General features: G+C 61.9%; 14 protein-coding genes. All 14 read left to right on the top strand.

The genetic code is table 11. The features are described from left to right. The first annotated feature begins 13 nt into the window (after positions 1 to 13). On the top strand, positions 14 to 403 hold the full coding sequence (gene fliS / locus K0H47_RS11350) for a flagellar export chaperone FliS (RefSeq protein ID WP_026077955.1): 390 nt from the start codon (positions 14 to 16) through the stop codon (positions 401 to 403). Positions 404 to 427: 24 nt separating this feature from the next. Further along, positions 428 to 724 carry a hypothetical protein gene (locus K0H47_RS11345; RefSeq protein WP_063028086.1) on the top strand — a complete coding sequence of 99 codons (297 nt, stop codon included), beginning with the start codon at positions 428 to 430 and terminating at the stop codon, positions 722 to 724. Between the two features lie 171 nt (positions 725 to 895). Beyond that, positions 896 to 2,371, top strand: coding sequence for a sigma-54 dependent transcriptional regulator (locus tag K0H47_RS11340; RefSeq protein ID WP_063028088.1), 1,476 nt, complete (start codon positions 896 to 898; stop codon positions 2,369 to 2,371). Positions 2,372 to 2,481: 110 nt separating this feature from the next. Further along, positions 2,482 to 3,693, top strand: coding sequence for a PAS domain-containing sensor histidine kinase (locus tag K0H47_RS11335; protein ID WP_207198186.1), 1,212 nt, complete (start codon positions 2,482 to 2,484; stop codon positions 3,691 to 3,693). Between the two features lie 5 nt (positions 3,694 to 3,698). After that, the gene (locus tag K0H47_RS11330) at positions 3,699 to 5,081 is read left to right on the top strand and encodes a sigma-54 dependent transcriptional regulator (RefSeq protein ID WP_219272666.1); all 1,383 of its coding nucleotides are present in this window, start codon (positions 3,699 to 3,701) and stop codon (positions 5,079 to 5,081) included. Positions 5,082 to 5,211: 130 nt separating this feature from the next. Then, a complete protein-coding gene (gene fliE / locus K0H47_RS11325; RefSeq protein ID WP_003214581.1) occupies positions 5,212 to 5,544 on the top strand; it encodes a flagellar hook-basal body complex protein FliE in 333 nt (110 codons plus the stop codon). A gap of 14 nt (positions 5,545 to 5,558) precedes the next feature. Further along, a complete protein-coding gene (fliF, locus tag K0H47_RS11320; RefSeq protein WP_201139725.1) occupies positions 5,559 to 7,334 on the top strand; it encodes a flagellar basal-body MS-ring/collar protein FliF in 1,776 nt (591 codons plus the stop codon). Beyond that, complete coding sequence (gene fliG / locus K0H47_RS11315; protein WP_017477457.1) at positions 7,327 to 8,346, top strand: flagellar motor switch protein FliG; 1,020 nt, start codon at positions 7,327 to 7,329, stop codon at positions 8,344 to 8,346. The genes fliF and fliG overlap by 8 nt, the downstream gene beginning before the upstream one ends. A gap of 10 nt (positions 8,347 to 8,356) precedes the next feature. Continuing rightward, complete coding sequence (fliH, locus tag K0H47_RS11310; protein ID WP_063028094.1) at positions 8,357 to 9,121, top strand: flagellar assembly protein FliH; 765 nt, start codon at positions 8,357 to 8,359, stop codon at positions 9,119 to 9,121. After that, positions 9,111 to 10,469, top strand: coding sequence for a flagellar protein export ATPase FliI (fliI, locus tag K0H47_RS11305; protein WP_017477459.1), 1,359 nt, complete (start codon positions 9,111 to 9,113; stop codon positions 10,467 to 10,469). Before fliH ends, fliI begins: the two co-directional genes overlap by 11 nt. Before the next feature lie 3 nt (positions 10,470 to 10,472). Then, positions 10,473 to 10,922: a flagellar export protein FliJ gene (gene fliJ / locus K0H47_RS11300; RefSeq protein ID WP_008434833.1), complete on the top strand. Its 450-nt coding sequence runs from the start codon at positions 10,473 to 10,475 to the stop codon at positions 10,920 to 10,922. Between the two features lie 88 nt (positions 10,923 to 11,010). Continuing rightward, a complete protein-coding gene (locus tag K0H47_RS11295) occupies positions 11,011 to 11,316 on the top strand; it encodes an STAS domain-containing protein (protein ID WP_063028096.1) in 306 nt (101 codons plus the stop codon). Beyond that, entirely contained in the window at positions 11,313 to 13,031 is a 1,719-nt protein-coding gene (locus K0H47_RS11290; protein ID WP_063028100.1) for a fused response regulator/phosphatase, read from the top strand. The genes K0H47_RS11295 and K0H47_RS11290 overlap by 4 nt, the downstream gene beginning before the upstream one ends. A 30-nt stretch (positions 13,032 to 13,061) precedes the next feature. Then, positions 13,062 to 13,409, top strand: a complete 348-nt coding sequence (locus tag K0H47_RS11285; protein ID WP_020480190.1) for an Hpt domain-containing protein — start codon at positions 13,062 to 13,064, stop codon at positions 13,407 to 13,409. The last annotated feature ends 108 nt before the right edge of the window (positions 13,410 to 13,517 follow it).

The raw sequence follows: 13,517 nt of genomic DNA, 5'->3' as shown, positions 1-13,517 counted from the left end.
ACGAGGTAGAAACATGAATCCCATGAGAGCCCTTCGCCAATACCAGAAGGTCAATTCCCATGCCCAGGTCTCCGAAGCCAGCCCGCACCGTCTGGTTCAAATGCTGATGGAAGGCGCGCTGGACCGCATGGCCCAGGCCAAGGGCGCCATGGCTCGTGGTGACATCGCGCAAAAGGGCCTGTTGCTGGGCAAGGCGATCGATATCCTGATTGGCCTGCGTGACGGCCTGAACCCGGAAAAAACCGATGATCCGGCCGCCTTGCAGCAATTGGATAACCTGTACGCCTACATGACCACGCGCTTGCTCGAAGCCAATACCAAGAGCGATGTGGCAATGATCGACGAAGTAGCCGGCTTGATGATTACGCTCAAGGAAGGCTGGGACGGTATTGCAACACTGTAGGCCTGCTGGCCTGAGGAAGACGTTATGAACCACGCCCTGCAACGGATTGACGAGACCCGCGAAGCCTTGATGGACGCATTGGCCGCACGTAACTGGGACGCCATCGGCGAACTGGACCTGGGGTGTCGTGCAGTGATTGATGAGGCGCTGAGCAATGCGCCGGTGGACGAAGATGCCCTGCGGGAAAAACTGGAGAGTTTGCTGGAGGTGTATCAGCAGCTGCTTGAGGTGACAACCGGGGAGCGTCAGGCGATTTTCGAGGAGATGTCGCAGATCAACCGAGCGGAAAGTGCGTCAAAGGTTTACCATCTGTTCGGCTGAAGGCTCAGTTAATCCGAACAAGGCGCGTCATTAATTTGACCGTGCACATATTTTTGACTTAACTAGTGCTATTTTCAGACGTCAGAAAGCTGTAGCGCAGAAAATGCCTACCGCTATCTAGATTGCCCCAACTCGAGGGCATTAGAGTTTTACTAGGGAAGTTGCTATTGCATGTGGCGTGAAACCAAAATCCTGCTGATCGATGACGATAGCGTTCGACGCCGCGATCTGGCGGTGATCCTGAATTTTCTTGGGGAAGAAAATTTACCCTGCGGCAGCCACGACTGGCAGCAGGCGGTCAGCTCTTTGTCGTCGAGCCGTGAAGTCATTTGTGTGCTGATCGGGACGGTAAATGCTCCTGGCGCCGTTTTGGGCTTGTTAAAGACACTGTCAACCTGGGATGAGTTCCTTCCGGTGTTGCTGATGGGCGATATTTCTTCTGTGGACCTTCCGGAAGACCAGCGCCGTCGTGTCCTTTCCACCCTCGAAATGCCACCCAGCTACAGCAAATTGCTCGATTCCCTGCACCGTGCCCAGGTCTACCGCGAGATGTACGACCAGGCCCGCGAACGCGGCCGTCACCGCGAACCCAATCTTTTCCGCAGCCTCGTCGGCACCAGCCGTGCGATCCAGCACGTGCGCCAGATGATGCAGCAAGTTGCCGACACCGACGCCAGCGTGCTGATCCTTGGCGAGTCCGGCACCGGCAAGGAAGTGGTTGCGCGCAACCTGCATTACCACTCCAAGCGCCGCGACGGTCCGTTCGTGCCGGTCAACTGCGGGGCGATCCCGGCAGAGCTGCTGGAAAGCGAACTGTTTGGCCACGAGAAGGGCGCCTTTACCGGGGCGATCACCAGCCGTGCCGGGCGTTTTGAACTGGCCAACGGCGGCACCCTGTTCCTCGACGAAATCGGCGACATGCCGCTGCCGATGCAGGTCAAGCTGCTGCGGGTTTTGCAGGAACGCACCTTCGAGCGCGTGGGCAGCAACAAGACCCAAAGCGTCGACGTGCGCATCATTGCCGCTACCCACAAAAACCTCGAAAGCATGATCGAGGTCGGCAGCTTCCGCGAAGACCTGTACTACCGCCTCAACGTATTCCCGATTGAAATGGCGCCCCTGCGCGAGCGTGTCGAAGACATCCCGCTGCTGATGAACGAACTGATTTCGCGCATGGAGCACGAAAAGCGCGGTTCGATCCGTTTCAACTCGGCGGCGATCATGTCCCTGTGCCGTCACGGCTGGCCGGGCAACGTCCGCGAGCTGGCCAACCTGGTGGAGCGCATGGCGATCATGCACCCGTACGGGGTGATCGGCGTGGTCGAGCTGCCGAAGAAATTCCGCTACGTCGACGACGAAGACGAGCAACTGGTAGACAGCCTGCGCAGCGACCTGGAAGAGCGCGTGGCCATCAACGGCCATACGCCGGACTTGGGTTCCACCGCCATGTTGCCGCCGGAAGGCCTGGATTTGAAAGACTACCTCGGCAGCCTTGAACAAGGCCTGATCCAGCAGGCCCTCGACGACGCCAACGGCATCGTCGCCCGTGCCGCCGAACGCCTGCGCATTCGCCGCACCACCCTGGTGGAGAAGATGCGCAAGTACGGCATGAGCCGCAAAGAAGGTGATGAACAGGCGGATGATTGACGCCTGTTTTTCAAACCGCTGATTAATCAGCGGTTTTTTTTCGGCACGGGTATTGCTACAGCACTCGCAACGTTCCGTTTAACTGACGGTCAGCCAAGCGAGAGAGCATGATGCCCCACGCCGCCCAACTATCTTCGGTCCCTGACACTCAGGGGCCTGCCCCCTCCGTAGAGCAGATCAGCCGTCTCGGGCTTGAACAGGCGTTTTCCCTGTTCAACCAGATGTCGAGCCAATTGACTGACTCCTACAGCCTGTTGGAAGCACGGGTTTCCGAGCTTAAAGGCGAGTTGGCGGTGGTCAGCGCCCAGCGTATGGAAGAGCTGGCCGAGAAAGAGCGCCTGGCCAACCGCCTGCAAAACCTCCTCGACCTGTTGCCCGGTGGCGTGATCGTCATCGACGACCAGGGCCGCGTGCGCGAAGCCAACCCGGCCGCCTGCGACATGCTCGGCCTGCCGCTGGAAGGCGAGCTGTGGCGCGAGGTCATCACCCGCTGCTTTGCGCCGCGGGAAGACGACGGCCACGAAATCTCCCTCAAGGACGGACGGCGCCTGTCCATCGCCACCCGTTCCCTGGACGCCGAGCCCGGCCAGTTGGTGTTGCTCAACGACCTGACTGAAACCCGTCACCTGCAAGACCAGTTGGCACGCCACGAGCGCCTGTCATCCCTGGGGCGGATGGTCGCTTCTCTGGCGCATCAGATTCGTACCCCGTTGTCCGCTGCGCTGATTTACGCCAGTCATTTGACTGATGAGCAGTTGCCGGCGGCCACCCACCAGCGTTTTGCCGGGCGGCTCAAGGAGCGCCTGCACGAGCTGGAGCATCAGGTGCGCGACATGCTGGTGTTTGCCCGCGGCGAATTGCCGCTGACCGATCGTGTCACCCCGGCTGCATTGATGCAGTCCCTGCAAGCCGCAGCCGCCACCCATATCCAGGAAGCGTCAGTCCGTTGGCAGTGCGACAGCCATCACGGCGAGTTGCTGTGCAACCGCGACACCCTGGTGGGCGCGCTGCTCAACCTGATCGAAAACGCGACCCAGGCCAGTGGCCCCGGGGCGCGGCTCAAAGTGCACCTGTATAGTCGCGGCGACACCTTGCGCCTGAGCATCAGCGACAGTGGCAGCGGGATTGACCCGGTGGTGCTGCAACGCCTCGGCGAACCTTTTTTCACCACCAAAACCAACGGTACCGGCCTGGGCCTGACCGTGGTCAAGGCAGTCGCCCGTGCCCATCAGGGAGAATTGCAGCTGCATTCCCGGTTGGGTCGCGGCACGTGCGCGTTGATCACGCTGCCGCTGTTTTCATGCGCCGTCAGCGCGGAGTAAAGGTCATGGCTATCAAGGTTTTATTGGTTGAAGACGATCGCGCCCTGCGTGAAGCATTGGCTGACACGCTGTTGCTGGCGGGCCATGACTACCGGGCGGTCGGTTCTGCCGAAGACGCCTTGGAGGCCGTGGAGCAGGAGTCCTTCAGCCTGGTGGTCAGCGACGTGAACATGCCGGGCATGGACGGCCACCAATTGCTCGGCCTGTTGCGTGCGCGCCAGCCGCAATTGCCGGTGCTGTTGATGACCGCCCACGGTGCCGTGGAGCGCGCCGTCGACGCCATGCGCCAGGGCGCTGCGGATTACCTGGTCAAACCTTTCGAACCCAAGGCCTTGATTGAACTGGTCGCGCGCCATGCCCTCGGTGCCCTGGGCGCCGCCGACGGCGAAGGTCCGATTGCCTTCGAGCCGGCCAGTGCGCAATTGCTGGAGCTGGCGGCCCGTGTCGCCCGCAGCGACTCCACCGTATTGATCTCCGGCGAGTCCGGCACCGGCAAGGAGGTGCTGGCGCGCTACATCCACCAGCAGTCCCATCGTGCCAGTCAGCCGTTCATTGCGATCAACTGCGCGGCCATCCCCGACAACATGCTCGAAGCCACCTTGTTCGGCCATGAGAAAGGCTCGTTCACCGGCGCCATCGCCGCCCAGGCCGGCAAGTTCGAACAAGCCGACGGCGGCACCATCCTGCTGGACGAGATCTCCGAAATGCCCCTTGGCCTGCAAGCCAAATTGTTGCGGGTATTGCAGGAGCGCGAAGTGGAGCGGGTGGGGGCACGCAAGCCGATCCAACTGGACATCCGTGTGGTGGCCACCACCAACCGCGACCTGGCGGGCGAAGTGGCGGCGGGGCGCTTCCGGGAGGATCTGTTCTACCGCCTCTCGGTGTTCCCGTTGGCCTGGCGCCCGTTGCGCGAGCGCCCTGCAGACATCATTCCGCTGGCCGAACGCCTGCTGAGCAAGCACGTCAATAAAATGAAGCATGCCCAGGCGCGCCTGTCGGCCGACGCTCAGGCCTGCCTGATCAGCTACCCATGGCCCGGCAACGTGCGGGAACTGGACAATGCGATTCAGCGTGCATTGATTCTGCAGCAGGGCGGTTTGATCCAGCCTCAAGACTTTTGCCTGGCCATGGGCACTGGCGCAGCGCCGTTGCCAAGCCTGGCGGTCGCGCCACAGATTGAAGCCGCGCCTGCCGAGTCGGCCGGTGCCTTGGGTGACGACCTGCGCCGCCGCGAATTCCAGATGATCATCGACACCTTGCGCTCCGAGCGCGGCCGCCGCAAAGAGGCCGCCGAGCGCCTGGGTATCAGCCCGCGCACCCTGCGCTACAAGCTGGCGCAGATGCGCGATGCCGGGATGGACGTGGAAGCCTACCTCTACGCCACCTGAAAATTCTCGAAGCCGACAAGGTCAGTCGCCTTTTCTTACAGAATGCCACGGAGCTGGCACCCTTGTTGCTACCACCCCTGTAATCGCTGTGTAGTGTCAAAAAATTGCGGGTCGTCGGAGAGAGAAGGTCATGAGCCAAGGTGTTGAGTTCAATCGGTTGATGTTGGATATGCGGTCCATGCAAATGGATGCCATGGCCCAACCGAAATCCGCCGCGCAAGCCGTGCCGGAATTGGGCCAGAGCAGCTTTGCCGACATGCTCGGCCAGGCCATCAACAAAGTCAGCGATACCCAACAGGCCTCCAATCAGTTGGCCACCGCCTTCGAGATCGGCAAAAGCGGCGTGGACCTCACCGACGTGATGGTCGCCTCGCAAAAAGCCAGCGTTTCATTCCAGGCCTTGACCCAGGTGCGCAACAAGCTGGTTCAAGCCTATCAAGACATCATGCAGATGCCGGTTTAAGGACGATTTGAGTCATGGCAGAAGCAGTCGTGGATAACGCACCCGCCAAGGCAGACGGCAAGCCGCCGCTGTTTGGCCTGTCGTTCCTGGAAAACCTCTCCGAGATGACCATGCTGCGTCAGGTGGGCCTGATGGTCGGCCTGGCTGCCAGCGTGGCGATTGGTTTTGCCGTGGTGCTGTGGTCCCAGCAACCGGATTACCGCCCGCTGTATGGCAGTCTCGCGGGCATGGATTCCAAGCAGATCATGGAAACCCTGGCAGCAGCCGACATCGGCTACACCGTCGAACCGAATTCCGGCGCCCTGTTGGTCAAGGCCGATGATGTGGCCCGTGCGCGGATGAAGCTGGCTGCGGCCGGCGTCACTCCTTCCGACGCCAATATCGGCTTTGAAATCCTCGACAAGGACCAAGGCCTGGGTACCAGCCAGTTCATGGAAGCCACCCGCTACCGTCGTGGCCTGGAAGGCGAGCTGGCGCGGACTATTTCTGCGTTGAACAACGTCAAGGGCGCCCGCGTGCACCTGGCGATTCCGAAAAGCTCGGTGTTTGTACGCGACGAGCGCAAGCCCAGCGCCTCGGTACTGGTCGAGCTGTTTGCCGGCCGCTCCCTGGAGCCTGGCCAGGTGTTGGCGATCATCAATCTGGTGGCCACCAGCGTTCCCGAATTGAGCAAGTCGCAAATCACCGTGGTCGACCAGAAGGGCAACCTGCTGTCGGACCTCGCGGAAAACTCTTCGCTGACCATGGCCGGCAAGCAGTTCGACTACAGTCGCCGTATGGAAAGCATGCTGACCCAGCGGGTGCACAACATCCTGCAACCGGTGTTGGGCAATGATCGCTACAAGGCTGAAGTGTCGGCCGACGTGGACTTCAGCGCCGTCGAATCGACCTCCGAGCAGTTCAACCCGGACCAGCCGGCCCTGCGCAGCGAGCAATCGACCACCGAACAACGTACCGCCAGCAATGGCCCGCAAGGCGTGCCGGGTGCCCTGAGCAACCAGCCACCAACCCCGGCCACTGCCCCGCAAACCACCGGTGGCGCTGCTGCTACCGCAGGCGCGGTGCAACCTGGCCAGCCGCTGCTGGACGCCAACGGCCAGCAGATCATGGACCCGGCCACCGGCCAGCCCATGCTCGCGCCGTACCCGGCCGACAAGCGCAACCAGTCCACCAAGAACTTCGAGCTTGATCGTTCCATCAGCCACACCAAGCAGCAACAGGGCCGGATCAATCGCCTGTCGGTGTCGGTGGTGGTGGATGACCAGGTCAAGGTCAATGCCGCAGACGGCGCCATCACCCGCGCCCCATGGAGCGCCGATGAATTGGCGCGCTTCACCCGCCTGGTGCAGGACGCGGTGGGCTTCGATGCCAGCCGTGGCGACAGCGTCAGCGTAATCAACATGCCGTTTTCCGCCGAGCGGGGCGAGGTGATTGCCGAGGCAGCGTTCTATACTCAGCCGTGGTTCTGGGACATCGTCAAGCAAGTGCTGGGTGTGTTGTTCATCCTGGTGCTGGTGTTCGGCGTGCTGCGTCCGGTGCTCAACAACATTACCGGTCACGGCAAAAAACAACTGGCCCTGGCCGGCGGCGACGTCGAGTTGGGTGGCATGGGCGGCCTCGATGGCGAACTGGCCAACGACCGCGTGAGCCTCGGTGGCCCGCAAAGCATTCTGTTGCCGAGCCCGAGCGAGGGTTATGACGCTCAGTTGAACGCAATCAAGAGCCTGGTGGCCGAAGACCCGGGGCGTGTGGCCCAGGTCGTGAAAGAGTGGATTAACGCAGATGAGTGATAGCCGAGCTGCAGTAGCCAAACTCTCCCGGGTCGACAAAGCCGCCGTGCTGTTGCTGTCCCTGGGAGAAACCGACGCCGCCCAAGTGCTGCGCCACATGGGCCCCAAAGAGGTTCAGCGGGTGGGCGTGGCCATGGCGCAAATGCGCAATGTGCACCGTGAGCAAGTCGAGCAGGTGATGAGCGAGTTCGTCGAGATCGTCGGCGACCAGACCAGCCTGGGCGTCGGCTCCGACAGCTACATTCGCAAGATGCTCACCTCGGCCCTGGGCGAAGACAAGGCCAACGGCCTGATCGACCGCATCCTGCTGGGTGGCAACACCAGCGGCCTCGACAGCCTCAAATGGATGGAGCCGCGGGCCGTGGCCGACGTGATCCGCTACGAACACCCGCAAATCCAGGCGATCGTGGTGGCGTATCTCGACCCCGACCAGGCCGGTGAAGTGCTCGGCCATTTCGACCACAAGGTGCGCCTGGACATCATCCTGCGCGTCTCGTCGTTGAACACCGTACAGCCGGCGGCCCTGAAAGAATTGAACACGATTCTCGAGAAGCAGTTCTCGGGTAATTCCAACGCTTCGCGTACCACGTTGGGCGGCATCAAGCGTGCGGCCGACATCATGAACTTCCTCGACAGTTCGGTGGAAGGCCAGTTGATGGACTCGATCCGCGAGATCGACGATACCCTGTCGGTGCAGATCGAAGACCTCATGTTCGTGTTCAACAATCTCTCCGATGTCGACGACCGTGGCATCCAGGCGTTGCTGCGTGAAGTCTCCTCCGACGTGCTGGTGCTGGCCCTCAAGGGCTCGGACGAAGGCGTCAAGGAAAAGATTTTCAAGAACATGTCCAAGCGGGCTTCCGAACTGTTGCGCGACGACCTCGAGGCCAAGGGCCCGGTGCGCGTCAGCGACGTGGAAACTGCGCAGAAAGAAATCCTCACCATTGCCCGCCGTATGGCCGAAGCCGGAGAAATCGTTCTCGGTGGGAAGGGCGGCGAAGAAATGATTTAAGGCGCCGCGCATGTCGAACAAAGATGAGACGCCCAGCGATCTGATTCGCGCACGGGACGTCGGAGGGTTCGACGTCTGGTCGCTGCCCAGTTTCGACCCGCATCGCCCGGAGCCAGAGCCCGAGCCGGTAGAAGAAGCTCCGGCCGAGATGGAAGAAGTGCCGCTGGAAGAAGTCCAGCCACTGACCCTGGAAGAGCTCGAAAGCATTCGTCAGGAAGCCTACAACGAAGGTTTTTCCACTGGCGAGAAAGACGGTTTTCGCAGCACCACCCTCAAGGTCCGCCAGGAAGCCGAGGCGGCGCTGAGCGTCAAGCTGGCCAGCCTGGAAACCCTGATGGGCAGCCTGTTCGAGCCCATCGCCGAGCAGGATTCGCAGATCGAAAAAGCCATGGTCGGGCTGGTGGAGCACATCACCCGCCAGGTGATTCAGCGCGAATTGGCCCTGGATTCCACGCAAATCGAAAGCGTGATGCGCGAAGCTCTCAAGCTGCTGCCCCTGGGCGTCGGCAATGTGCGGCTGTACATCAATCCCCAGGATTTCGAACAGGTCAAAGCCCTGCGCGAGCGCCATGAAGAAACCTGGCGCATCGTCGAAGACGCCGCGCTGCTGCCCGGTGGTTGCCGAGTCGAGACCGAGCACAGCCGCATCGACGCCACGGTGGAGACGCGCATCACCCAGATCATGGCCAAGCTGTTTGACCAGTTGCACGAGCAGGCGCTGCACCCGGCGGAGCCGGACTTGAGCGTCGAGCTGGACACCCCTGATGCGCCTTGATCGCACCAGCTTCGCCAAGCGCCTGGGTGGCTATGCCGAAGTCACCGAGTTGCCGGGCCAGCCGATCCTGGAGGGCCGCCTGCTGCGCATGGTCGGCCTGACCCTGGAAGCCGAAGGCCTGCGCGCCGCCATGGGCAGCCGGTGCATGGTGATCAACGACGACAGCTACCACCCGGTGCAGGTCGAAGCCGAAGTGATGGGCTTTTCCGGCAGCAAAGTATTCCTGATGCCCGTCGGCAGCGTTGCCGGTATCGCCCCCGGCGCCCGCGTGGTGCCGCTGGCGGATACCGGTCGCCTGCCCATGGGCATGAGCATGCTCGGCCGGGTGCTGGACGGCGCCGGCCGTGCCCTCGACGGCAAGGGCGGGATGAAGGCTGAAGACTGGGTGCCGATGGACGGCCCGACCATCAACCCCCTCAAGCGCAACCCCATCAGCGTGCCGCTGGACGTGGGCATTCGCAGCATCAACGGATTATTGACGGTGGGCCGCGGCCAGCGCCTGGGCTTGTTCGCCGGTACCGGCGTGGGTAAGTCGGTGCTGCTGGGCATGATGACCCGCTTTACCGAGGCCGACATCATCGTGGTGGGGCTGATCGGCGAGCGGGGCCGCGAGGTGAAGGAATTCATCGAGCACAGCCTCGGCGAAGAAGGCCTCAAGCGCTCAGTGGTGGTCGCCTCACCGGCGGATGACGCGCCGCTGATGCGCCTGCGTGCCGCGATGTACTGCACACGCATCGCCGAATATTTTCGCGACAAGGGCAAGAACGTCCTGTTGCTGATGGACTCCCTGACCCGTTTCGCCCAGGCCCAGCGGGAAATCGCCCTGGCCATCGGCGAGCCGCCGGCCACCAAGGGCTATCCGCCGTCAGTGTTCGCCAAGCTGCCCAAGCTGGTGGAGCGCGCCGGTAACGCTGAAGCCGGTGGGGGTTCGATCACCGCGTTCTACACCGTACTCTCCGAGGGCGATGACCAGCAGGACCCGATTGCCGACTCGGCACGGGGCGTGCTCGACGGGCACATCGTGCTGTCCCGGCGCTTGGCCGAGGAAGGGCACTACCCGGCCATCGACATCGAAGCCTCCATCAGCCGGGTGATGCCGTCGGTGGTCACGCCTGAGCACATGATGCGCGCACAGCAGTTCAAGCAACTGTGGTCGCGCTATCAACAGAGCCGCGACCTGATCAGCGTGGGCGCCTATGTGGCCGGCGGTGATCGCGAGACCGACCTGGCGATTGCCCTGCAACCGCAACTGGTGACCTACCTGCGCCAAGGCCTCAACGACAAGATCAGCATGGGCGAAAGCGAGGCGCACCTGGGTAGCATCTTCGCTCCGGCACCCGGCGGATAAACCATGGCCAATACCCGCGCCGCACGCCTTGCCCCGGTGGTGGACATGGCCGAAAAAGCTGAAAAGACCGCCGTCCAGCGCCTGGGTTACTTCCAGGGCCAGGTTCGCCTGGCGGAAAGCAAGCTGGGGGATTTGGAACGCTTTCGCGGCGAGTACCAGCAGCAGTGGATCGAGCGCGGCAGCAAAGGCGTCTCCGGCCAATGGCTGATGGGCTACCAGGGCTTTCTCAACCAGTTGGAAACCGCCGTCGGCCAGCAGCGCCAGAGCCTGGCCTGGCACCAGGCCAATGTCGACAAGGCCCGCGACAGCTGGCAACAAGCCTACGCCCGGGTCGAAGGCCTGCGCAAGCTGGTGCAACGCTACATCGACGAAGCCCGCGCACTGGAAGACAAGCGCGAACAGAAGTTGCTCGATGAACTGTCCCAGCGTCTGCCCCGCCAAAACCCCTATTGAGCACGCCACCCGTCCCACATGGAGTTGCCCACTTCCCCATCACCTGCTAAACCTTGTTGCACATTGCCAATGACAAGGAAGCAGTCGAATGTCAGTCGAATCAGAAGTGTCCCTGGATGGGAAGAAAGCGACGATCACCGTCAAGGGTCGATTCGATTTCGGTAGTCACCAGGCTTTTCGTGATGCCTACGAAAAGTTCTACAAGGTGCCCGAGATCTACGTGGTGGACTTGAAGGAAACCACCTACATGGACAGCTCGGCCCTGGGCATGCTCCTGCTGCTGCGGGACCATGCCGGCGGCGACGATGCCGAAGTGCAGGTGGTCAACAGCAACTCCGACGTGCGCAAGATCCTCGCCATCTCCAACTTCGACAAACTGTTCGACCTCACTTGAGCGTCCTGGCCCCGGTCCTCGAGGCACTGACGGTATTGATCGCCGAAGACAGCGCCGCCGACCTGCTGTTGCTGTCGAGCATCGTGCGCCGTCAGGGCCACCAGGTACTGACCGCCAGCAACGGCCAGGAAGCCGTCGACGTGTTTACCCGCGAGCGGCCGCAGTTGGTGCTGATGGACGCACTGATGCCGGTCATGGACGGCTTCGAGGCGGCCCGGCAAATCAAGCAACTGGCGGGGGAGGCGCTGGTGCCGATTATCTTCCTCACCTCCCTGCGCGAGAGTGAAGCCCTGGCCCAGTGCCTGGATGCCGGCGGCGACGACTTCCTGGCCAAGCCCTATAACCAGGTGATCCTGGCGGCCAAAATCAACGCCATGGACCGCCTGCGTCGCTTGCAGGCCACGGTGTTGCAGCAGAGAGACCTCATCGCCCGGCACCACGACTACCTGTTGCAGGAGCAGCGCGTGGCCAAGGCGGTGTTCGACAAAGTCGCGCATTCCGGCTGCATCAACGCCGCGCCAAATATTCGCTACGTGCAATCGCCTTATGCGTTGTTCAACGGTGACTTGTTGCTGGCTGCCTACACGCCGTCGGGCGATATGCATGTGCTGCTGGGGGACTTTACCGGTCATGGTTTGCCGGCGGCGGTCGGCGCGATGCCGCTGGCGGAAGTGTTCTACGGCATGACGGCCAAGGGCTACGGCCTGGCGCAGACCCTGCGGGAGATGAACGCCAAGCTCAAGCGCATCCTGCCGGTGGACATGTTTTGCTGCGCCACCTTGCTGTGCCTCAGCGCCCAACGCCGGGTGGTGGAAGTGTGGAACGGCGGCATGCCCGAGGGCTATGTGCATGACATCGCCACCGGCAAGCGCACGCCGCTGGTGTCGCGGCATTTGCCATTGGGCGTGCTGACGGCCGAGGCGTTTGATGACCGCACTGAAGTCTGGCCGATGGCGCTGGGCGACCGGGTGTTTTTGCTGTCGGATGGTGTGCTGGATACTGCGGATGCCCAAGAGCAGTTGTTTGGCGCCGAGCGTTTGCAGCAGGTGTTTGCGGCCAACCGCGAGCCGGACCGGTTATTCGAGGAGATCGAGCAGGCCCTGGCGGCTTTTCGCGGCGAAGTGCGTGATGACGTCAGCATGGTGGAGATCAGCCTGCAGGCGGGGGAGGCGTTGCGTTCGCCGTCGATGGTGTATTCCGACAGCGGCCAGTCGTCGCCGCTGGATTGGTCGGTGAGCTTTGAGTTTCGTGCCGAGACGCTCAAGTCCTACAACCCGTTGCCGTATTTGTTGCAGTTGCTGTTGGAGGTTCATGGCCTGCGTGAGCAAAGCGGGGCGTTGTATAGCGTGATGGCGGAGTTGTATTCCAACGCCCTGGAGCATGGGGTGCTGGGGTTGGATTCGCGGCTCAAGCGTGATGCCCAGGGGTTTGCGGCGTATTACCGCGAGCGTAATGAGCGGCTGGCGCGGTTGAGCAGTGGGTATGTGCGGGTGCATCTGAATGTGGTGCCGACCGGGGAGGGTGGGTGTCTGACCTTGCGGATCGAGGACAGTGGGTCGGGGTTTGATGTGGAGAAGGTGCTGGCCAGGCCGCTGGATGTTGACCGTCTGTCTGGTCGGGGGTTGAGCCTGGTGCGGCAGTTGAGCAGCGATGTAGGCTGGTCTGACGGAGGGCGGTGTGCGTGCGTGGAGTTTTCATGGAAGGCTCTGGCATAATCCGCCGATTCTTGATCAAGGAGCGAACAAGTGGCAGAGATTCATCTGGACCCCGATGTGCTGACTGGCTTGCAGGAGGTCATGGAGGGCGAGTATCCGAAGCTGCTCGACACTTTTCTCGATGATTCGCAGAAGCGGGTAGAGGCGCTGCGCCGGGCCCGGGATGACGCGAAAGCCCTTGGGCGGATTGCCCATAGCTTTAAGGGGAGCAGCGGTAACCTTGGGGCGGTGCGGTTGGCTGAGCTTTGTCAATTGCTCGAGGATACGTCCGCGAAGCACGCTTTTACGGATTTGGGGCGACTGGTGGATGAGATTGACCATGAATTCGCGCTGGTGCGGCCGTTGTATGAGCATGAGCGGGAGCGGTTTCAGCTCTGACGTTTTGGCTCTGAGGTGGTGTGTATATCCGTTATTTAGGTAACGGCCGCCTATGGTTCCGCTCTTACAGCGGCTCACTTTGGAAAAGCCCCAAAGTAAGCAAAGGGC

This window comes from Pseudomonas sp. Xaverov 83 (assembly GCF_019352905.1).
In the GTDB taxonomy this organism is placed as follows: Bacteria; Pseudomonadota; Gammaproteobacteria; order Pseudomonadales; family Pseudomonadaceae; genus Aquipseudomonas; species Aquipseudomonas yamanorum.
The sequence above is the reverse complement of the archived record's forward strand: the minus strand, read 5'-3'. Positions and strand labels throughout refer to the sequence as shown.